Origin of the sequence: Pedobacter cryoconitis (assembly GCF_014207135.1) — a bacterium.
GTDB lineage: Bacteria > Bacteroidota > Bacteroidia > Sphingobacteriales > Sphingobacteriaceae > Pedobacter > Pedobacter cryoconitis_D.
In genome coordinates, this window is record NZ_JACHCC010000008.1 from 203,615 (window position 1) to 226,284 (window position 22,670).

Below are 22,670 nucleotides of genomic sequence, written 5' to 3' on the forward strand. Positions count from 1 at the left end.
TTAGCCTGATGGTACTAAGCCACTATAGCCTGAAGTACTGATTTAATGCCTTCCTCTTTAAGCTTACTTACAAACAGGCTGTACAATCCAACAAAATCGGTCGCCGTCTTTAAGTCTGTGCTTTTAAAAGCAGATAGGTTCAGGAAATCAATCGGTTCATTGCTGGCGATATATTTTTCATCAGCCGGAGTTAACCAGGGTTCGGCTATCGTATAAGAGAGCCCGTGATCATCTTTTTGATACTTAAGATAATGTCTGTAAGCCGCAATCAGAAACGCTAATCTTTTGAGATTCTGCCCATTTTTGAGCATCTTCATTAAATTTGGCATCACATATACCGGAAACTTTGAAATCCCGTCAAAACATAACCTGCTAAGCTGGTCACTTACTGAACGGTTGGCAAATCTTTCCAGAAGAATCCGTTTGTATTCTTCTAAATCTGTACCCTGAGGAGCTGGTACCAGAGGCGTGATATCGATATCCATAAAATCACGTACGTATTGAATGATATCTTCATCTTGCATGGCCTGGTCTACCTTACGATAGCCTTTAAGAAAAGACGGATAAGACAACAAGGTATGTGCTGCATTCAGCAGGCTCAGTTTCATGTTTTCAAAAGCTGTTACATCAGCTGCAAACTCTACTCCTACACGTTCCCAGGCCGGTCTTCCGGCAATAAAATTGTCTTCTATTACCCACTGAATAAAATCTTCACAATAGACAGGAGTCAGATCGGTCAATCCGCTTTTTTTGTTCAACCTTTCTACATCTTCAGGCATTGTAGCTGGAGTAATCCGGTCAACCATGCTATTGGGGAAGCTAACATTTACTTTAACCCATTCGGCCAGATCTTTATCCTGAGCCGTTATAAATGCCATAAAAGCACTTTTAGCAGTATTTCCATTATGCTGCAGGTTATCACAGGAAAGAATAGTAATACCACCACTTCCTTTAGTTCTGCGCAGACGAAGTCCCTCAGCAATAAAACCAAAAACAGTGACAGGGTGACCTGGATTTGCGAGGTCATGCTTTATCTTTTCATCTTCGAGAATAAACTTGTTTGTCGCTTTATCAAGGTTATACCCCCCTTCAGTAATTGTCAGAGTAATGATTTTAACTGCATTTTCTGCAATTTTATCCAGAACCGCCTGCGGGTCCTCAACTGCCCATAGTAATTCTTTTAATGAACCTACCTGATAGATTTTATCCTGGCCATCTCTTCCACATACTGTTAAGGTATAATCCAGATTTTGAGATCTCAAATTTTTAACGATCTTTTCGTCCGATGGTAATAAACAGACCCCACAAATGCCCCATTTACTTTGGTCTTCATCTTTCAATAACTGATCTGTGTAAAATGCCTGATGGGCGCGGTGAAAATTACCTACACCAATATGTAAAATACCTGCCTGGATATTTTTACGCTCGTAACTGTAGTGCTCTACATTCATACTAAATCCTCTATTTGGTTAATCAAACTTAGAGCAACAGACCTGTGATTACAGCATGTAAACTCAGAAAATACGCATGGGAACGTTACCAAAATTTTGGTAACGTTCCCATATAGGTTTGTTTTTGCTAGTTTTGACAAAAACCAAATCAGCTGAACCTATGAAGCGTATCACGATTAAAGATCTGGCTAAGCATTTATTATTATCTACCTCAACCATATCCAGGGCTTTGGTGAATGATAAAAACATCCATCCGGACACGAAGAAAAAGGTATTGGATGCAGTCGAAAAACTCGGATACAGACCTAATCCTACAGCATTAAATCTGAAGTACGGCCAATCTAAAAATATAGGTTTTGTAGTCCCGGAAATGATCACTCCTTTTACTTCAAAGGTGTTGCGGGGTATTCAGAACATCTTATATCCATTAGGCTACCGGGTAATCATTACAGAATCGGATGAAAACCCTTTGATAGAAAGAAAAAATTTGCTGCTCCTGGAAGAGTTTAATGTGGATGGTATCATTATCAATTTGTGTCACAAGAGCTATAATCAGGATTTGTATCAGCAAATCATGGACCGCGGGATTCCTCTTGTCTTTTTTGACAGGATCCCGGGTAAGTCATTAGATGCTTCAAAAGTAATGGTAAACGATAACATCAAAGCCTCTCTGATGATAGAACATTTGATTGATACCGGACGAAAAAGAATCGCCCATATTATGGGGCCTTCTACGATCCGTAATTCGACCGAAAGAGCAATGGGCTATAAACGGATATTAACCAAACATGGCATTTTTGATCCGGATCTGATGGTAAAAACCGAAGGTGCCACCTTTGAACATGGAAGAAGTGCCGCTCAACAATTAGTAGACAAAAAAATTGAATTTGACAGTATTTTTGCCTTCACCGATACCCTGGCCATTGGTGCAATGAACTATCTCCTTGAGCAGCACATCAAAATACCTGAAGAAGTAGCTATTGCAAGTTTTTCAGGAACGGAATTAGCAACCATTGTACATCCACAGCTAACCAGTGTGGAGCAACCGCTGGTTGAAATGGGTGAAATTGCTGCCGGTTTAGTTTTAGAGAAGATCAAGGATATTGAAAGTCCAAGCAAAACAATTGTAATGGATGCAAAATTGATCTACAGGGCCTCTACCCTGGGTTAAAAAATATATTTCTTTCTACGGATAAAATTGACATAAATTGTTATAATTATCGCCAATGCGAAACTAACTCCAGTCATGGTATCAATAAATAAAGAAGGAATGTCTCTCCCAGAGATTTTATCAGCGTAATATTTAATAAAGGAGTTCGGAAGGTTATGTTCACCTAATTTCTCCTTAATCTGCCACTGCCAGTCAGTAATCGGACAATACCCCAGGCCATACCAGATTCCCAGAATTAACCAGCAACCCAAAGTAAGCCCGATAACGACACAGTGGAGTTTCCTTGTTGCGGGCCATATCCAGCCTAGTAGATTAAATCCAATAATAATGATATGAAGTAATGTGAAAAAATAATCCAGGAATTGATAAAACATAATTCAATATAGGAAGCCTTATATAAATATAAGACTTCCTGTGTTTATTTAAATTTTATTGTTTAGCAGGCGTCACTATAACTTCATGACGTAATTTATGGTCCTTCAGATACTGGATTAAAGCAGCCGGATGATCGGTTTGTAAACCCTGCACTCCTTTATTCAATGCGGCATCCCACCGGGCAGGATCTTCAATTCCATTCTGGACATCGAGAAATACGCTGATTCCATTTTCTTTTAAAGCAGGCATCAACATCGGATCTGCTAATCTATCCGAAGCTTGTATGTTTGTCTTTTGCAAAAAAACCTTTAGATCTTCTTTTGTCCTGATGTTTACCGGTATACCAGCCATCAATGGAATCTTTGGAGCTATTCTTTTCCAGTCTTCCCCCTGTCCAGCCTTATTTAAGTAAACCAATATTTGTTTTTCCATCCCCGCAGCTTTGATTTCCCGGTATGCCTGTTCAACATCAGCGTCTTTAAAATCGAGATAAATATTAATCTTATTTTTGCAGGTTTTCAGAACTTCACTGAAAACTGGTACCCTGTAAATCATTCCATCTTTGCTGTTTACCGTCAGTTTTTGAATTTCTTCCAGTTTTAAGTCCCTGACCTTCCCCTTCCCATTGGTCTGCTGATCTACGCTTTCATTATGACTCAGTACAAGGTAACCATCTCTGGTCGTCCGTAAATCAATCTCAACATAATCAGCACCTAGCTGAATAGCTTCTTCGATCGCTGCGATAGTGTTTTCTGGCTTCACTAAATGACTACCACGGTGTGCAATCACTACCAGATCATGTTTAGATTCAGGAAGAGTTGCAGTTATCTGCTGTCCAGATACAAACAGACTCAGGCAGCTGAACATTGTCGCGAATATTGTTCTTTTTAAATCCATATTTTCTTTAATTATTTACTGGAATGATTGAGCTCGATGAATTCTGCCGCCTGATTTCTATTCTCCTTTTTTAGCGAGAACGCATCAAAAAGCTCTCCTGAAGTTTTATAAGCTTCGAATTTCAGCTCTTCCCCATTGACATGAACCAGCTGAAAAAGTTGAGTATTTTCGAGGGAGACATTCATCCATTTAGATCCGTCAACTTTATACATTTTAGGTCCTGCAACAGAAACGAGGTAAACAGGGCCACCAGCTTCTCTTCCTGAAAGTCCACGCGGCAGGTTTTGACCGCGGCTATAAGTATGGTCATGTCCCTGAAGCACAAGATCAACATGATAACGGTCAAACAAAGGCTTAAATCTTTCTCTGAATTCTTTGTTATCCCTGCTTTTAGCCGTAGAGAAGATGGGATGATGAAAGGTAATCACAGTCCAGAGATTAGTATTCTCCTTCAGAACTTTTTCCAGCCACTGGAATTGCAGTTTAGCAGCAGCCTCATCCAGAATGATCAACTGAGAATCGAGTGAAATTACCCTTACGTTCTGGTAGTCTACATAATAAACAGAGCTTTCTAATCCTTTGGGGCCATTTGCAGGTAAAGTATATTGTGCAGCCCAATGCGGATCTAAGACTAATTCTCTTTTCGTATTTCTGACATATTCATGGTTCCCAGGTGAAGGGATACTTGGAATCATGCCATTAATAAATCCGCCGCCATAATGCCACTCTCCCCACTCCTTATCATCATTGGAACGGTTAATCAGGTCACCGGTATGGATAATAAATCTAGCATCGGGCTGATGTGAAAATGCCTTGCGGATTACCCTCGACCATTTAGACCGGATATCATTCTGTGCATCACCAAGGTAAATAAACGAGAAAGGTTTATTGGACTCGGCTGCTGTCGTAAACTGAAACCATTCACTCCAGTATTCACCTGCCCCTACGCGGTAAGCATATACGGTACCAGGTTTCAGATTTTTAAAAGTAACATGATGATAATTAGTTGTTGTATAAGCATTACCTCCGGCTAACAAACGTGAATCTGCATCATAACTCGTAATCGCTTCTTCCATTGACGGGCTTGCATCTTCTGCTTTGATCTGAGCTTTAGCAGCCAGAATGGTTGTATCTGTGCGCCAGGTCACAGTTTGGCTCACAGCAGGGTTCTCTGTCCAGGTAAGGATCACCCGGTCAGGATATTTTTTCGGCATAAAGTCCTGTGCCTTAACACGATCAAACAAAGCAGCAATGAAAAAGACGAACAGATATATTAATTTTTTAAAAAAATTCATGATTAGTTATAATTAGAAGTTATTTCAGACAGTTTATTTTAAATACCACATCAGGGTCGATTCGACATCTGTTCCGAATACACTGATTGCTTTTTTGTAATTATCATTATTCAGTGCACTTTCAGCATCCGGATAAACGTAACGTTTAGGAATACCGGAACCACCGGCAAGCGGGCCGGGCACAAATGCGGGAAAACCTGTACGGCGCTGATCAAACCATCCTTCTGCTCCCTTAAACAACATAGCAAGCCATTTTTGGGTTATCAATTGTTCTAAAGTACCATTGTATTTGACCAGTGACTGATCATAATAATTTCCTGTAGCAGCAACCGTTCCCACGCCATAAGCACTCATTGACTCCCTGATGCCCTTATAATACATAGATTCTGCCGTTTCACCTGGAACAGTAATTTTTCCGAGCTGCATAGCTTCTGCCAGAATAAAGCACATTTCTGTATAAGTGATAAAACTTGCTTTAAGTGCCGGATTGGTACTTCCTCCGTTTTTTCTAAAGAAAGAACTGGAAAAGGTGGATACATGATCCTCTCCTCCATTGTAATTAGAAGGTGCATCTATAGCATTGGGAACCCCGACATATTTATTGAAATCTACAGTTGAACCAACTGTACTTTTAACAGGTTCCACCCACACGCCCAGTCTTGGATCATTCCGCTGTATTAATCTATCCACCAATTCCTTACTCACTTTCGTTTTCAGGTAATCGAAGTCGATCATAGCTAAAGGACCTCCCGGCCAGCTATAACCCGCAGTAGTGCCCAGGTAAACCATTTCTGCATTATCATTACTATTTTCAAAAACAGGGTAGTTTACGGGATTACTGATAATTTCCTGCATCTCAGTAAATGCCTGCGGATAAACTTTCGATATACGGAGTAACATTCTCAGACGAAGTGTATTGGCAAATTTACGCCACTGCAAAGTCTTTCCTTTATACAGAACATCCCCTTTTACATTGATTTCAGCTGTAGAATTTTTCAAAAGGTCATTTGCATCGCGGAGTTCCTTCAGCAAATCAGGATAGATATTTTCCTGTTTATCATATTCCGGATGGATGATATTGCTTTCTTTAGATTTTAAAGCCTGAGCATAAGGAACATCTCCGTACAGATCTGTCAGATAACCAAAATTAAAGGCTTTCATAATTTTGCCAATAGCAATGTATTGATTTTCACCTCTTCCGGCAGCAGTTTCCATCAGGGTTTTATTTACTGCCAGACGGGAATAAATATCCCCCCAGTCAACCGGCCCCCATACGAACAGGTCGTATCCGGTATTCCGTACCAGTGTGAGATATCTTGCGGCGGAAGCTGGTCTGCGGTCTACAGCATTTTCCTGATAAGCATAAGCCGAAGAGACAATAACATCGGACATTAAAAACTCTGTATTGGTCGTTACCGGCGAATTTGGGTTAGTATTAATCTTGTCAAAGTCTTTTTTACAACTGGCAAACACGGCTAAAAACAATATTAAAATGGTTTTATCTTTGAATTTCATTTTCTGCTATACTTTAAAAATTACAACTTAATTTCACTCCATAAGAGCGTGTTCCCGGCAAAGTCCAGTGTCCTACACCTTGTTTAAATCCATCGCTGATACTCATTGTAGTTTCGGGATCATAACCTAAACCGTTTGCTGTCCAGGTATAAAGGTTTCTGCCGATCAGGGAAACAGATAAATTGGTGACAGGGAGTTTATGTGAAAAATTCTTACCAAAAACATAAGTTAAAGAGGCCTCACGAATTTTAAGGAAGGAAGCGGAATAAGTCAGACGCTCATAAAATTTATTGTAGGTATTGTCGTAAAAATCTGATGCAGCTATGATTACATTATTCTCTTTATAGGTACCGTCACCATTGGCTACATATCCTTTGATAATCATTCCATCATTCCTTTTCAGACCCTGTGAATCTGTCCATGGCAAACCTCCGGTCTGTGCGTCTCTACCTGTAAGGGTATTATCGGTAAAGCCGGCTGTCAATAAATTTTTCACGACATAAGAATAAAACTCGCCACCTTTACGCCAGTCCAGCAGGAAATTAAGGGTGAAATTCTTATAGCTGAAAGTATTACTAAATCCCACTGTAAAATCAGGATTGTAGTTTCCAACTTTTATATACTCGGCCGTATTCCTTATATAATGTCCATTTTTATCCAGTAAGGCCTGACCAGCATAAGGACCAGCAGGAACTTTAGTATAACTTGGGGTATAGAAATCACCTATTTTAGTACCTTCTTTAATCAGATACCTGATATTGTCTCCGTCGGCACTCCCCATGGAATATTCAGATAAACCTGGTGTCAGGGAGATCACTTTATTATTATTTTTAGTGAAATTCGCATTCAGTTCCCATTTGAAAGCTCCCTGAACCGGCACTGCATTCAAACCAATTTCCCATCCGCTATTCTGAATATTACCTGCATTGATCAGCCGATTGGAGGAACCTGAAGCAATAGTAGTAGGAATATTAATAATCTGGTTTCTTTTATTGGTTTTATACCAGGTTACATCAAGACCTATTCTACCCTTCAGAAAACGGAGGTCTGTACCAAACTCATAAGAGGTCGCTATTTCTGGTTTCAGGAAATTATTCTTGAGATTAAACTCTGTAGTTGCTCTTTTTACATCTCCCCAGTCCTGGTTAAAAGGAATACTGTTATACAGCTGGTAAGGGTCTGTATCACTTCCTACTTGTGCCCAGTTGGCTCTGATTTTCGCAAAAGACAGGACAGAGGATTTTATCTTTAACAAATCTGTTAAAATTGTACTCAAAGAAACGGAAGGATAAAAATAGGAATTGCTCTGAGCCGGTAAAGTACTGGACCAGTCATTTCTACCTGTGACATCGAGAAACACCATATCTTTAAAGGATGCCTGCCCTAATCCGTAAAAACTGTTGATGTGTTTACGCGAATTGTATTGTGCATTAACTATTGTTCCTGCCTGTGCATTGCCAATATTATAAACACCAGGGATACTCAGACTTTCTGTTCCCTGAGCGGTACTCCGGTTGGTCTGACTCATTTGATTACCACCAAAAGATACCCCAAAAGACCAGCTCTGGTTAAGGGTCTTTCTGTAACTCAGCAGGAAATCTGTGTTGCTTTCACTAAAGTAATTATTATCAACACTATACCCACCTTGTTTAAACCTTTTAGAGCTGAAAGGACGTTTAGTTTCATGTTCCTCATTATACATATCCAGTCCTGTGCGTACCATTAAACTCAGATCTTTAAACAGATCTATAGTAGCCTGTACATTTCCTGTTATACGATTCCTGTCATAGGCATTAATATGCTCATAGGCAACGAAATATGGATTATCTGAATCATCAGGAGAGAACTGCTGAATACCTTCTCTTCCTGGTTGCCAGTAATTTTTAAGGTCATTGATATTCATATTGGAAGGCATGGAATAAACCATCTGTGTAACACTTTCCCGATAAGCCGAAGGACGATTATTACTCGCGTTTTTAACGTAACCAAAATTGGTACTGATCTTCACTCTTGGATTTAGAATATAAGTTGCTGCAAGATTAAGTGTATTTCTTGTCAGGTCGGTATTAGGGACTATCCCTTTATTTACAAGATTGGTGTAAGACAGCCTGTAATTTCCATCTGCATTTTTACCACTCACAGCGATATTATTGGTATAGGTAGAACCTGTCCTGAAAAAATCCTTTGCATTGTCCGGATGAGAAACCCAATCTGTTGGTATCGGCTTTCCATTGACATCCAGAGGGCTATTCCATTGCAGATGCTGTCTACCCATATCCAGGCGCGGCCCCCATGCACCGGAAGTGGAAGCAGCAGGGTCATCCGTATAGTTACCTGCACCAAACTGGCTCTGAAAATGAGGAAAGAGCCAGGCCTGGTCAAACATGGCATTGGAATTAAAACTCACTCCAAGACCTTTTTTATCCCTGGAGCCACTTTTTGTAGTAATGAGGACTACCCCACTACCCGCTCTGCTGCCATATAAAGCCGCTGCACTTGCCCCTTTAAGAACTGTTATACTTTCAATATCATCAGGGCTGATATCTGCAACCGGACTACCATAGTCGACAGATGAACGGCCTACAGAAGCAGGAGCCCTCAGAGAATGTGCAACCGGAACCCCATCTACAACAAACAATGGCTGATTATCAGTTGCAATAGATGATTGACCACGGATCGTAATCAGGGCTGTAGAACCTGGATCAGAACCTGTACTTACAATGTTTACACCTGGTATCTTAGCAGCCAGTGAATTAACTACGTTCACTTCTTTTACTGTATTCAGTTCCTCTCCCTTTAGGGTAGCAATGGAATAACCCAGGGCCTTTTCTGCACGCCTGATTCCTAATGCTGTGACAACAACCTCGGACAATGCGGTCTGATCGGTTGTTAAACTTACATTAAGGGTTACTGCTCCGTTGAGTGCCACTTCTTTAGATTGAAAACCAATCATCCGAAAAATGATTGTAGCGGATGACTGCTGAACATTCAGACTGTAATCACCTTTAAAATCTGTAGTCGTACCATGTGTACTCCCTTTTTCAAATACACTGGCTCCTGGTATGGGCAAACCCTTCTCATCGGTCACTTTTCCTTTAAGTCGAACTGCTTTTTTAATAATTATCTGATCGTGCTGCACGATATACGTCAGCTGTACAGGTGTCAAAACCCGGTTAAGCAAAACACTAACCGGCTCATTATCTGCTTTTACAGCATTAATCTGTTGATTTAAGGCAACGTCTTTATTCGTGTAAATAAATGTGAAACTGGTCTTCTTTTCTATGCTTTTCAGCAGCTCTTTTAACGTACCGCGTTTAAAATCAAGGCTCACTCTGCTGTTTAACTCCTGTGCCTCTAAAGGCGATGCCTGGCCGGCAACGAGCGCAAAACAAATCAGGATATAAATGAGAGTAAGAAAGCGCATTACTTTAAAAATTAATTGATTAGTCACAACGGACTTTTTCATAACTTTGGGTGTTTTAATCATTGATGGGTTAAAATAAATTGATAATGCTCCGGGATGCGTCAACATCTCTTTGCAAAGATTCTTAGCCATAGCATGCGTCAACATGCTGTGGCTATTTTTTTGAATAGCTGTTTAGTTACATGTACCTCCTTTTATATAAATAATATTATTGTTGATTGTATAATGAATACCTAAAGTCAGCTTCAGGGTTTTCAATACTTCTGTCAGGCTTACATTCTTGAAATGTGCGGTCAGCCTGCAGTTCCGATAATTCCCGGTTGTGATCAGCTGAACTGCATATTTCCTTTCTATAGTTTCAAACACTTCTTTCAATGGCAGCTGATCAAACTCCATTTTGCCTGTTGTCCAGCTGGTAGCCAATGTGGCTTCGTCAATATTTTCAAGAGAGAGCGTAGCAGAATTTGGCTGGTACACTGCCTTTTGATTGGGTAACAGATGAATGGCGGCAGACTGCCTACCGGCCGAATCCTGAGATACAGCCACCTTACCCGTAAGCACAGTTACTTCAGCATCATGACCTTGCCATGCACGGATGTTAAAACTTGTACCCAGGACACGGGTTTGAAGGTTGAGGGATTTAACCACGAAAGGATGAGCAGGATCTCTTTTTACTTTAAAAAAGGCTTCCCCTGTTAATTTTACTGTTCTCAGTGCTGCATGTTTCAGATTTTCAGGATAACTAATGCTACTACCTGAATTAAGCCAGATTTCGCTGCTGTCAGGCAAGTGTATATTCAGTACTTTTCCTGGTTTTGCAGTTTTGCTTATCCATGTTATTAAAGCTGGTTGAGCTGGAATTGCATTTTTATATAAAAAGATAAACAGGCCACCTATAATCGCGGCTGCAACTGCAGAAGCAATAGCCACCATAGGCCAGATTTTAACTGTTTTTTTACGGCCCTGGTTTTGAACAGTTTTCTGAATAACCTGAAAACTATCTTTCCATTCGTCATTTGCAGGAATAGTCGCCGTTTGTTTCCATAACCATGTGGCCTGCTCAAGCTGTTGCTGATGCAGCGGGTCTGTGGCCAGCCATTCGTTAAGCAGCTTTCTCTTTTCTTCGTTTTCCTGATCTGATAAGTATGCCAGTATAATTTTCCAGTTCTCTTGGTTCATTACTACGATTTATATAGTAACAAGACAATAAAGAACCGATAGTCTACGGGCCTGCCAGCGTTAAGCTTCCATTAAGAAATAATTAAGGATTTACTATCTGAATTCTTCCGAACGTCTGATCACTCTTTCCTGTAAGAACAAAAAACCTTTAGCCAGATGGTCTTCTACCGTCCTTACTGAGATATCCAGTAGGGCTGCAATTTCTTTATAGCTGAACCCATCTATCCTGTACAGATAGAATACCAGGCGGCGCCTCTCTGGCAGCTGATCAATTAAAGTATAGAGTAATCTGTTTTGGTCTTTATTCTGATAGTTTAAAGCCGGATCGACGTTTTTATCAGGAATTTCAAGGTCCTGTTCTTCATCGAACCGGAGAAAATTTCTTTTGGAGAGTTTATGATAATTTATGGCTGCATTTTTTACTGCTCTGAACAGATATGCTTTTTCATTAACCAGCTGAACCTTATTCTTCCATACGGTGATAAACACATCATTTAGGATCAGTTGTGCTTCTTCAGGATTTTTTACAAGATAAACTGCATATTTTTTCAGCGTAGGATATACACGCCGGTAAAGATCCTCAAATGCTTTTTCATCGAGATGATGGTCAGCGTCACTGGTGAGTCCGGCAGTTATTTTGTCGCCCATATATATTTGCAAAACTATATGGGCCAAATGACTGACAGATTAACAAGATATTAAATTAGTATATTACGCCATACTATTAACTGATGAAGAAGTATTTTTTAATTTTACTATGCGTGATGAGTTTAAAGTCCTTTGGACAAGGTTACAAAGCTCAGATAGATTTATTTCGTAAGAACTACATGAACGAATTTCTGGAGGACAAAAATTCTCCACTTAAAAAAGACGATCTGCAATTTTTGCGTTTTTTTGATGCAGACAGCACTTATAAAGTTACGGCCAATGCAACAATTTTATCGGATGCGAGCCCATTTGTAATACCAGTTTTTACCGGGAAAGGTACAGACTACTTAAGATATGCCGTACTTAAATTTACACTGAAAGGTAAAGAGCTAGAACTTACCGTTTACAAGAATGTAGCCCTATCAAAAATGCCTCAATATAAAGATTATTTGTTTTTGCCATTTACAGATGAAACAAACGGGGTGACTACCTACGGAGGGGGAAGATACATTGATCTGCGTGAGGGAGATTTTAATAATGGGACCCTAATAATCGATTTCAATAAAGCTTATAACCCATACTGCGCTTTTGCAGGTGGTTACGCCTGCCCTAAACCGCCTGACGAAAATCATCTTTTGTTAGCTGTTGAAGCAGGTGAAAAAATGTTTGCCAATGAAAAGAAACATTAAATCACACGTGTCGTCTGGATGTATTTAGATCTAAATATCTCAGGTGGATACCCGGTATGTTTTTTAAAGAATCTGATAAAATAAGAAACGTCTCCATATCCCAGATAAGCGGCAATCTGGCTTACCTGGCTGGTTGTTGCGAGAAGGTACCTTTTAGACTCTAGAATAATGTATTCATTAATCAATACTGAACATCGCTTCCCTAATGTCGCCTTAGTAATCGCATTCAGCTGATAGATGGAAAGGTTTAACAGTTCAGCGTATTGGGATACTTGTTTATAGTTAATAACATGCGTTTCCAAAAGCTCCAAAAATTCCTCAAACCGTCCCTGGGTATATAGGTTGATATCATCAGGGTGTTTTTTGATATCCTGTCTGACTAGTTCGATAAAAAAAATATCCAGGTTTGCTTTAATAACTTCCTGATAGTTCTCTTGTCTGGTGGTAAACTCCTGAAAGATATAAGTCAATACAGATAGTAGTTTCCTGAACCGGTTTTCATCAGAATGACTATGGTTCATCTTGCTTGCCTTTCTGAATATTTGACTTGACAATTGATCAGTACAATAATAGAAATCAGGTTTAAATTCCATGAGGTATCCTTTGCTCCCTGCTTTCAGGACGAGTTGGTGTACCTGACCGGGACGCATGAAGAAAACAGAATTGTCACAAATCTGATAAGATTTAAAATCTATTTCGTGGTTACCCTCCCCTTTTTCTAAGGCCAGGATATAGAAGAAATCATGTCTATGGAGCTCCTGCACCATGTCTTCCCCATGAAGCAAGTCCTGAATATTCCGTATGCTAAAAGTTTCGAAAGAACCGAGTTCTTTTGAGCCAGTGTAAATATATCTAACAGGAATGTTCTCCATTTGACAGCGTGTTTAAAACATCTTTTCAAACCGGGCAAAGTCTTTGTCCAGTCCGGCAATCAACTTCTCCTTTACTAAAGGCTCTTTGATAAAGGAATAATTAATACTGTTATATACAATCTTTTTGATATCCTCATAAGTAAACTCGGGATATCTGCTGGCCAGAAGTACATACTGCTCAGTTAAATTGGTTCGTAACACTCCTGCATCGTCTGAACCAATTACGATAGGTACATTAAACTCTTTGTAAAGTGTCACTGGATGCCTGTTCCCTTTTACCTTTAAAATAAACTCATTACTGGACAGATTAATTTCTACAGCTATTCCTTTCTCTTTCATGTAATTCATCAGACTATAGCTATCTGTTTCATAAGGCATATCAACACCATGTCCGATACGTGATGCACCTGCATCACGTACAGCCGCATTAATATGCCAGGTCAGGTCTTCTGGTTTGACAAGCCCTAAGGTGAGTTCACCGGCATGCATAGCATACTTAACCTGAGGATATTTTTCATGGCAATACTTAAACATCTGCATATGTAACCAATAATCCCTCATTGCTATTTCATTATTTTCGGGCGACAGAATATTTACACCAACTATTAATGGATTTTTACTGGCAGCATCAAAAGCAATCAGTAACCTTTTAAAAACATCGCTGGCCTCCAGAATTCTGACGGTGTAGGTTTGATAACGCATCACAAACGATTCATCATCAATATGTAATGCCTGATGAAGCTTATTAACCGTATTAACACTGTAGTTATCAGCACAAGAGATAATGTCTTTCTTAATTAACTCCTTGTAAAGTGTATCCAGTAAGAGCTGGCATCTCTGTGCATTATTCTGTTTCTGCAATAGCTGGAGCCTGGGATTGAACCGTAAACTCAACTCATCTGTCCTGGCACAACTTGCAGAGGAAAGCATGGTTTCTATATAACTTACATGTTCTTTAACTGCACGTTTTTTAATCTCCAGTAACCCTGAATCAATATTATCTTTACTGGCTATATCAAATTTCGAAAAGGTATCAAAGAATTGTTTGTCGGAAGGATTGCTGACATAATTGTAGTCCTTAACCGACCACTTTTGTAATAACCTGGATCTGTATTCCTCTAATTGCCCATCTCTTTTCAGAGCGCTAAACCTTGTCCAATCTTTATCATTTGATGGCCTTTTATCTACAACTTCCAGTGTTTCTCTCTGGATGAAGTAATCCTTTTCAATAACATATTGAATGAAACTCTCGGCATAAACAGAACCGCTGTAATGATGATGAAGGTCGCCCCCTTTTGGCATAAGCGAAAAAAAAGCAGTAAGCTTAGCCGGGTTATTCCTTATTTTCTCTAAATAGTTGTTTACAGATTGAGCATGGGTATAAAAGAAAAGAAACGTAAAAAATATAGTCAGACACTTTTTCATTAGTATATATTATTGATTTGTATTGATATTTTTATCAATGAGCTCCGATAATCAAAAATACCATACATATTTCAATATATTTATTACTATTCTGTAAAAGGCTCACAGGATTGCATTTATATTTATTTTTCCTCAAGCATCGTCATACGCAATCGGATTTATACTAAAGTAAAAAAGGCCATCTGAATCGATTCAGATGGCCTTTTTTACTTATAGATCGTATTAAATTCTTATAATACCTGTAATATAAGGTAATCCCTGTAGGGGAGCATATATTTCAACAATAGCTTCCCAAATTACATCAGCTGGTGGTATTGAAGCTGTACATTTGAAACGATAATTTTTTCCCGCTACAACCTGAGTTGAAACAGACTGAGGGGTGTACTTAACACCTAAATGACCTTTTAAAGCCTCCTCGAATACTTTTTTGTCATTTGGTGTAAGACTGTGATAAGGACTCCATCCTCCTAGCGATGTTGCTACTGGACTTTCAGCAGTTTGATTTGACATGATTTCTAATGTTTGAATTTCTTTTCCTACTCGTAAGGCTTTTCGGAAAACGCCACGTTTATTAAAGTGGTTTCTGTCTCCACTTTCATGTCTGTTAACAAGAAAAATATATAATATAAAAACTTGTATATCAATGCATTTACATCATCTAAGCTAAGACAAATAGCTCGCTCTGATTCAAGTAGAAATACGGCTTATACAAATCAGGTAGAATCCCCTGGTAACACAATTATTTTGTAACCTTTGACCCATTCAGGCAAAAATAAATCTGGGTAAATTCATAAGAATTATGGAAAAAACAGATATTTTTTTAGCAGAAATAATATCAGATATTGAAAGTTCTGATATTAGCAGGATAGAGAAAAAAACAAAGCATGAGCCTTTTGAATTGTGGTCTGATCCGGCTTTATTATCAGATTTAGCAGGAAATACCGGGGCATTCTTTGTCAGGGCAATCCTGAGTAAATTAAATATCAATGAGCACCGGGTATTAAGATGGAGACTAGAGAATAAATACAGACAATATGAGGTCTTAAATCATTATATCCCAGGCTGCATGGCCAGATCTATTAGTTTTTCACAATTACTAAATGAACCTAACGGGGCTCAAAGGATTAGAGAACTATGTGAAGATGGCTATTTTGTTAAGTCAACTCTTGGTCACAGTACGGGCAGGCTAAATAGTTTTGACAGAACAGCTGAATTAGAAAATATCATAAGCTCTTATCAGCATGAAGATGATAATCTGCAAAAATGGATGTTGCAGGAAAAATTAGATCTTAAAGAAGAATTCAGGATCCACACCTTTAACAGAGATCTTATATATGGTGTAACCTTTATCATGGCGGGTGAAGATTCATCAATAAGTATAGCTGCAGAAGCATATGTCACTGAAATTCTTAAAAAATTACCGGATACAATCCTGAACGGAACTTTAATCGGCTGGGACATCGGGATAACAACTAATCAGAAATTCTATATAATAGAGACAAACATAACCGGTTTCCATCCGGAATTTCATCGCGGATTTCAAACAAGCGGATATTTTGGCGACCCTGATTACGGATCAATTATGTGTGCATGGCTGAACAACTATTTTAAGAACAATTATAATGTCTCGGTTGGGTCTGTTGAAACTACTTTATTTCAAAGCAGTAGATTCTATGAGAAATTCATGTTTTACACATCCCTATTCAGGAATGAACACATGGAACTCCTGAAAAATAAAGCGAAAGGAACCAGGGTGTCAGCAATTATATATTTAGGTGAAGATATAAACCTCCTGTTAATTACATTATTAAGATATTTTCAGGAAGAAGACTTTGCCAAAAGATATTATCTCATTACAGATAAAAAATATGCTACAGAGTTGAGTGGTTTACTCGCTAAGAATGATTTACTCCGTGTAGTCTCTGAGGACAGCTTATTCACAGTAGCTCAATATATGCTAATCAAGGAGCTGAAATATGAAAGACGAAAACGGATTAGCTTTTATCATACCATGCGCCTGATTAAAGAGGATTCTTGTTTTATGATCTGATAATGGCTTTAAAATAATGATATTATACAATAATAGCGCAAAACTGGTATATTTGCTCTATTATGGGTTACGCAAAAGAAAGAGGAAAGCTTGAGAAGCTATCAGTAAAAAATGTTGGTTTAGATATCTATAGTGAGAAGAATTTCGCAATTCTCCTTGATATTCATGAGAAGTATTCTCACACCGTAAGAATACTAAAGAATAAAGAACCTGAAACATTTAGTGACCTGTACAAAAACGAATTACAGGAAGCAAAAGAAGGTAAAAGAGCAGTTAAAGAGAGTGATACTGACGAAACACGTCAGGAGAACTATATCAAATATAAAAACTCTCTTGCGGAGGCCTTAGAAAAGACCATTCAAGCAACAAAAGAATCTTTATAATCAAGTATAGAATCTAAAAAGCCTCAGATCTCTCTGAGGCTTTTTAGATTCTATACAGGTTTCATTTAGTTTGAGGCCTGATAATTCAGCATCCAGTTAATTCCGTATTTATCGGTGAATGAGCCAAAATAAGCACCCCAGAACATATCTTCCAAAGGCATCGTTATTACACCACCAGCGGATAACTTATCAAATATACTTTTGGTTTCTTCCCTTGATGCTGGTTCAAGATTGATATGCATATTATTTCCAAATTCAATTTTGAAGCCCATGCTTTCGGGTGCATCTGTAGCCATGATTACATGACCAGCCATAATTGTCAGTTCTCCATGGATGATTAGCTTTTTGTCTGTATCGCTCAATGGCGGCATTGCAGCTGGCAGTTCTATATCTCCGAATCTTCTTAACCCAACACCGGTAAATTCTCCCTTAAACACTTCCTTATAAAAATTAAGTGCTTCCTCTGTCTTTCCGTTAAAGTTTAAATAAGTCGTTACTCTGGCAGTATTATCTACCTTAAGTTCTTTCCTGATTTTAAATTGTGTACTTAAATAATGATCAAGATTACTTAATCCAGAAGCAAAACCTTCCTGGAAGCGCATTTCAACAATTTTTTCTAAATCTGCTTCTTTAGCAAAGGTTATTTCAACAGCCACTGTCGTTTCAGAACCTGTTTGGCTAAATTCATTTTTCCAGCTCATAACCGGAAAATCAGAATTGATATTCCCGCTTTCATCACTAAATGAATTGACATTAGTAATCAGCTGATGTGGCACGATTGTTTTATAATCTACCCGGCACCATGTCCTGTCACCCTGTGGCCCCACCATACAGTACAACCACATACCACCTTCTTTAAAATTCATTGTTTTTGTTTCTGCACTATAGGGTTTTGGTGCCCACCACTTGTCGAGCATCTCCCCTTCTGTCCAGGCTCTCCATACTTGTTCCACAGGGGCGTCAAATGTCCTTAAGACAGTTAGCTTTCTGTTTTTCATGTCTTTTGAAAAGACGGCTTCTCTTTTTGTCATGATTCTTTATTTTTAAGGTTTTGTTTTTTCAACAGCTCATCCAACTGATCAAAGCGGCTTTCCCACATAGTTCTGAATTGTTCAACCCAGGTATCTACCTCTTTTATTTTTCTTGGATTAAAATGATAATATATCTCGCGCCCCGTTTGCTCCTGCCTCAAAAGCTGGCATTCGGTAAGTATTTTAATATGCTTGGATATGGCTTGCCTGCTACTGTCAAAGTGTTCGGCAATAGCATTTGGTGTCATAGCCTGCAAGGCGATTAAAGTCAGGATAGCTCTGCGCGTTGGGTCGGCAATTGCCTGAAATACATCTCTTCTCATATAAACTTATATTTGCAACCGATTAGTTGCAAATATACATGCAACCAATCGGTTTCTCAAATTTATTTTAATAAAAAATGCAAGATTTAACATAACTGTCCCTTTTCATGAAAATCTTATAAAGAGAAGTCTGAACAGTGTAAGAAAAACTATATATTTAATTTAACAGGCAAGAGCCAACAAGAATTAATGAATAGTAATAATTTGATAGGCATCATAAGTCTGATAGCTGTTTTTGTCTCGCTTCTTTTAGCGCTTTTTCTTTTAACCGTTAAAACGAAAAACAAACTAGGCAATGTACTTCTTGCAAGTTTCATCATTCTGAATGGAATTGATCTGAGTGGTTGGTTTATATTTATCGTTACTCAGCATTTCCCGAACCTGGAAATGTTCAGAAGATCAACTGCAACCTTAATAAACCCAGTATTCTACCTATACGCATTGGCTATCTGTTTTACAGATTTTAAGTTAAAACCGATACACCTGCTACATGCCATCCCTTTCGTTGTTTATAACCTTTTGCTGATGCCTGGTTTTTATCTGGCTGATTATAATACTAAAATACTTTTCTTTGAAAATTACAGGGAAAGTACAGCGCTTGTCGCTATTATGGCTTTTGCGCATCTGCAATTCACCTTTTATATAATTGCAATCTTCATCGTATTAAAAAGGTATAAGAAGATATATCTCGAAAATTATACAGATACAACTACAATTACTTATAAATGGCTGTTTCAATTAACAGTTATCATTACCATAGTGCATTCCATTGTAGCCCTTAAAGACCTTTTAGTTTTTACTGAAGATTCAACTATTTTTAATCGGGCGCAGATTATAGTAGGTATAAATGCCGTATTTATTTTGTGTTGGTTTGTATTAAAAGCACTCTATAATCCAGATCTTTTCAGAGGTATAGATTCAAAACTAAAACCTGTAGAAACACTTATTGCTAAAAATGCGTCGACCAGTCTGCCATTAAAAGAAGTTCATATCGTTAAAAATAATGAGCAAATTCAAAAACTCAGGGATTATATGTTTAATTATAAACCTTATCTGGAGCCTGCGTTAACTGTACAGGATCTCGCAAATCAAATGGAAATGCCTGTCCGTGATTTATCAATTATGATTAACCATGATCTGGGTCAGCATTTTTTTGATTTTGTAAATGAGTACCGTATTGAGAAAGCAATGGAGATCTTAAGAGACCCGTCTCAAAAAGAGTTTACTATTCTTGAAATTTTATACAAAACAGGATTTAATTCCAAGTCATCATTTAATACATCATTCAAGAAGCACACCAACCTGACACCTACCGAATACCGAAAAACCAACTCGCGATAAGCACTTTACAAAAAGTCAAACTTGTACTAAAAAAGTCGAACCATTTTTTTTCTGATTAATCAGTTCGACTTTTTTAAGTCGGACGTATTCATTCATTTTCCAGCGCACATTTGTTCAAATCAATTTTAAAAGCTGGATTATGAACAGGATTCTCATACTGATATTTTTAGCGCTGCCATTCTGGGCTAAATCACAAGTGAAACTAACAGGCCATGTAATGAATGGGTCAGAACCCATATTATGGGCAAATGTTATTATTTCTGATCATTCGGAAAAAGTAATCACAGGAAGTATTACTAAAGACGATGGATCTTTTGCTATAATTATAAAAAAAGGAAGTTATAAGTTGAAGGTTAGCTTCCTGGGATTTACAAGCCTGGAAAACTCTATATTACTGGAAAAGGATACTGATTTGGGGAAAATTTCACTGACCAGTGATTCTAAAAATCTTAAAGAAATCGTAGTAACAGCTAGAAAACCTCTCATTGAACAAAAAACTGACCGTATTATCTTTCATACTGAGAACAATATTTCTGCAAGTGGAGGAAATGCTATCAATGTTTTAAGATTGGCGCCCGGACTAACTATACAGAATAACACCATCAGCATACTTGGAAAAGGGTCATCACATGTTATGATTAATGGACGCCTGATTGAATTATCCGCAGAAGACCTGATCACCTATTTAAATTCCATTTCTGCCGACGATATTAAAAGCGTAGAAGTCATTACTACTCCCCCAGCCCAATATGAAGCTGGTGGGAACGGTGGACTGATTAACATCATTCTCAAAAAAGGTATTAATGATTCATGGAAGAATTCAGCAACGTTAGCTTATAATCAAAACAAATATGGATTTCTGACACTGAGAGACAATTTTCTATATAACAAAAACAAAGTTAAACTGTCTATTAGTACAGGTGGTAATAAAGGGTATAGCAGAAAAAAACAAGATCTTAATACTTATTATCCAGGTGGTCTGTGGGAATTAAATTATGACGGTAAACAAAAGGAAGATAACTTATCGGGCCGCATTGCATTGGATTATGATCTTTCTAAAAAAACAACTATTGGTGGACAGTATTTACAGAATTATAATAATCCATCGAGTAAGGATTATACAAGTATAAATATTAGAAATACCAGCAATACTATAGATTCTGTACTCATCAATAATGGGTTTCGCAAATTAGATTCAAAGAGTAACACTTACAATATCCATCTAATCTCGAACTTAGATACACTGAACAGGAAAGTATCATTTGATGTAGACTACTTTACTTATGATTCTAAGAGTAACAATAATTTTAAAGCTGATATGTTTTCTCCACCAAAGATATTCTCAGGAACTAACCTGTCTGCACAGAATGTCTCCAATCAAAAAATAAACAACCTTAGTGCAAAGATGGATATAGAACATCCGTTAAAGCTCATCAACTTATCATATGGAGCAAAAATCAGTTTTACCAACAGTCAAAGTGACGTAGAATACTATAATACTATGACCGGAAATCATATTCCTGATCCAAATCAATCGAATGAGTTTAAATACATAGAGAATAATCAGGCTGTTTATATTAACGGCGTTAAAAAGTTCAATGATAAACTAAATTTTCAAGTAGGATTAAGACTCGAAAACACACAAACCAGCGGACTCTCCAGAACCCTGAATCAAACGAATCATAATAATTATCTGAAGTTATTCCCGACAGTATATATCGCTTACAAACAAAATGAAGATCATAGCTTCCTGTTTAATTACGGAAAGAGAATAGAAAGACCAGGGTTTGCTGTTTTAAACCCATTTCGATCCTATATAAACAGTACTAGCTATTCCGAAGGAAATCCTTTTCTGCAACCGTCTTACAGTAATAACTTTGATTTTACTTATAGCTATAAGGGTAGCTTAAGAACTAATGCTTTTCTAAATGTTACTTCTAATGGATTTGGAGTTATCTTCACGTCAGACCCCGTAAGTAAAACTCAAATCATAACCAGACAAAACTATTATAAGGAATATTATTATGGTATCGGAGAAAACTATTCCAGTAATATCTTACCCTGGTGGCAGAATCAGACTTCAGTTTATCTTTTAGCCTCAAAAACTCAATTTACAACACAAATTGGTGCTATTCCTCAAAATGGATCTCAAATATATTTTGCTTTTAATAACACCTTTTCATTAAGTCAATCATTCAAAATACAGGCCGATTATACCTATACCTCCTCTTTCAATAAGGGGCTGTACAAATTAGGCTATACATCCGGACTAAATATCGGCCTAAAGCAAACTTTACTGAAAAAGAACATATCAATTTCCTTATTTGCGAACGATGTTTTTAATACGGCATATCTAAAAAATTATACTTCTATAGTAAACGGCATCAAACAGGTTTACAATGAGAATAACAGCAGCAGATTTTTCAGACTTTCTCTGACTTACAATTTCGGGAACAATAAACTAAATGCAAAACAAAGGAATTTTGGCAATGATGAAGAAAGAAAAAGAGCTGATTAGTTCTTAGAAAACCATTACTTACTGATTCTATCAGCCAATCAGGGGTAATCGGGCAAAAAATAAATAAATTTATTAACACTATA

General features: G+C 37.9%; 19 protein-coding genes. 6 read left to right on the top strand and 13 right to left on the bottom strand.

The annotated features are described in order from the left end of the window. Nucleotides 1–14 precede the first annotated feature (14 nt). The gene (locus HDF25_RS16110) at nt 15–1,451 is read right to left on the bottom strand and encodes a mannitol dehydrogenase family protein (RefSeq protein WP_184626543.1); all 1,437 of its coding nucleotides are present in this window, start codon (nt 1,449–1,451) and stop codon (nt 15–17) included. 160 nt (nt 1,452–1,611) lie between these two features. Between HDF25_RS16110 and HDF25_RS16115 the strand changes: the two genes are divergently transcribed. After that, entirely contained in the window at nt 1,612–2,622 is a 1,011-nt protein-coding gene (locus HDF25_RS16115) for a LacI family DNA-binding transcriptional regulator (protein ID WP_184626545.1), read from the top strand. Here HDF25_RS16115 and HDF25_RS16120 read toward each other — a convergent pair. The 7 genes from HDF25_RS16120 to HDF25_RS16150 form a co-directional block, all read right to left on the bottom strand. Further along, nucleotides 2,619–2,996, bottom strand: a complete 378-nt coding sequence (locus HDF25_RS16120) for a DUF2784 domain-containing protein (RefSeq protein WP_184626546.1) — start codon at nt 2,994–2,996, stop codon at nt 2,619–2,621. The two genes, HDF25_RS16115 and HDF25_RS16120, sit on opposite strands and share 4 nt — an antisense overlap. A 55-nt stretch (nt 2,997–3,051) precedes the next feature. Further along, nucleotides 3,052–3,894 carry a glycerophosphodiester phosphodiesterase family protein gene (locus HDF25_RS16125; RefSeq protein ID WP_184626548.1) on the bottom strand — a complete coding sequence of 281 codons (843 nt, stop codon included), beginning with the start codon at nt 3,892–3,894 and terminating at the stop codon, nt 3,052–3,054. An 11-nt stretch (nt 3,895–3,905) separates the two neighbouring features. Then, complete coding sequence (locus HDF25_RS16130) at nt 3,906–5,189, bottom strand: purple acid phosphatase family protein (protein WP_184626550.1); 1,284 nt, start codon at nt 5,187–5,189, stop codon at nt 3,906–3,908. Between the two features lie 33 nt (nt 5,190–5,222). After that, nucleotides 5,223–6,704: a SusD/RagB family nutrient-binding outer membrane lipoprotein gene (locus HDF25_RS16135; protein ID WP_184626552.1), complete on the bottom strand. Its 1,482-nt coding sequence runs from the start codon at nt 6,702–6,704 to the stop codon at nt 5,223–5,225. A gap of 13 nt (nt 6,705–6,717) precedes the next feature. Then, complete coding sequence (locus HDF25_RS16140; protein WP_184626554.1) at nt 6,718–10,170, bottom strand: SusC/RagA family TonB-linked outer membrane protein; 3,453 nt, start codon at nt 10,168–10,170, stop codon at nt 6,718–6,720. Nucleotides 10,171–10,302: 132 nt separating this feature from the next. Continuing rightward, nucleotides 10,303–11,307 (bottom strand): FecR family protein, encoded by a 1,005-nt coding sequence (locus HDF25_RS16145; RefSeq protein WP_184626556.1) that lies wholly within the window; start codon nt 11,305–11,307, stop codon nt 10,303–10,305. A gap of 93 nt (nt 11,308–11,400) precedes the next feature. Continuing rightward, nucleotides 11,401–11,955: an RNA polymerase sigma factor gene (locus HDF25_RS16150; protein ID WP_184626558.1), complete on the bottom strand. Its 555-nt coding sequence runs from the start codon at nt 11,953–11,955 to the stop codon at nt 11,401–11,403. 83 nt (nt 11,956–12,038) lie between these two features. Between HDF25_RS16150 and HDF25_RS16155 the strand changes: the two genes are divergently transcribed. Next, nucleotides 12,039–12,644, top strand: coding sequence for a DUF1684 domain-containing protein (locus HDF25_RS16155; RefSeq protein WP_184626560.1), 606 nt, complete (start codon nt 12,039–12,041; stop codon nt 12,642–12,644). Here HDF25_RS16155 and HDF25_RS16160 read toward each other — a convergent pair. From HDF25_RS16160 to HDF25_RS16170, 3 genes are all read right to left on the bottom strand, one after another. Further along, nucleotides 12,641–13,516 (bottom strand): helix-turn-helix transcriptional regulator, encoded by an 876-nt coding sequence (locus HDF25_RS16160; RefSeq protein WP_184626562.1) that lies wholly within the window; start codon nt 13,514–13,516, stop codon nt 12,641–12,643. The genes HDF25_RS16155 and HDF25_RS16160 overlap by 4 nt on opposite strands. 12 nt (nt 13,517–13,528) lie before the next feature. Further along, a complete protein-coding gene (locus tag HDF25_RS16165) occupies nt 13,529–14,941 on the bottom strand; it encodes an adenosine deaminase (RefSeq protein ID WP_184626564.1) in 1,413 nt (470 codons plus the stop codon). Between the two features lie 222 nt (nt 14,942–15,163). After that, nucleotides 15,164–15,451 (bottom strand): hypothetical protein, encoded by a 288-nt coding sequence (locus HDF25_RS16170; protein WP_184626566.1) that lies wholly within the window; start codon nt 15,449–15,451, stop codon nt 15,164–15,166. 289 nt (nt 15,452–15,740) lie between these two features. On the opposite strand from HDF25_RS16170, the gene HDF25_RS16175 reads away from it, so the two are divergent. Continuing rightward, complete coding sequence (locus tag HDF25_RS16175) at nt 15,741–16,991, top strand: hypothetical protein (RefSeq protein WP_184626568.1); 1,251 nt, start codon at nt 15,741–15,743, stop codon at nt 16,989–16,991. Between the two features lie 62 nt (nt 16,992–17,053). Next, the gene (locus HDF25_RS16180) at nt 17,054–17,374 is read left to right on the top strand and encodes a hypothetical protein (protein WP_184626570.1); all 321 of its coding nucleotides are present in this window, start codon (nt 17,054–17,056) and stop codon (nt 17,372–17,374) included. Nucleotides 17,375–17,439: 65 nt separating this feature from the next. On the opposite strand, the gene HDF25_RS25860 is transcribed toward HDF25_RS16180, so the two are convergent. Further along, on the bottom strand, nt 17,440–18,405 hold the full coding sequence (locus tag HDF25_RS25860; RefSeq protein ID WP_184626572.1) for an SRPBCC domain-containing protein: 966 nt from the start codon (nt 18,403–18,405) through the stop codon (nt 17,440–17,442). Further along, nucleotides 18,402–18,728, bottom strand: coding sequence for an ArsR/SmtB family transcription factor (locus HDF25_RS16190; RefSeq protein ID WP_184626574.1), 327 nt, complete (start codon nt 18,726–18,728; stop codon nt 18,402–18,404). The genes HDF25_RS25860 and HDF25_RS16190 overlap by 4 nt, the downstream gene beginning before the upstream one ends. A 189-nt stretch (nt 18,729–18,917) precedes the next feature. On the opposite strand from HDF25_RS16190, the gene HDF25_RS16195 reads away from it, so the two are divergent. Further along, nucleotides 18,918–20,069, top strand: coding sequence for a helix-turn-helix domain-containing protein (locus tag HDF25_RS16195; protein ID WP_184626576.1), 1,152 nt, complete (start codon nt 18,918–18,920; stop codon nt 20,067–20,069). Nucleotides 20,070–20,208: 139 nt separating this feature from the next. Next, complete coding sequence (locus HDF25_RS16200; RefSeq protein WP_184626578.1) at nt 20,209–22,587, top strand: TonB-dependent receptor domain-containing protein; 2,379 nt, start codon at nt 20,209–20,211, stop codon at nt 22,585–22,587. Nucleotides 22,588–22,670 lie beyond the last annotated feature (83 nt).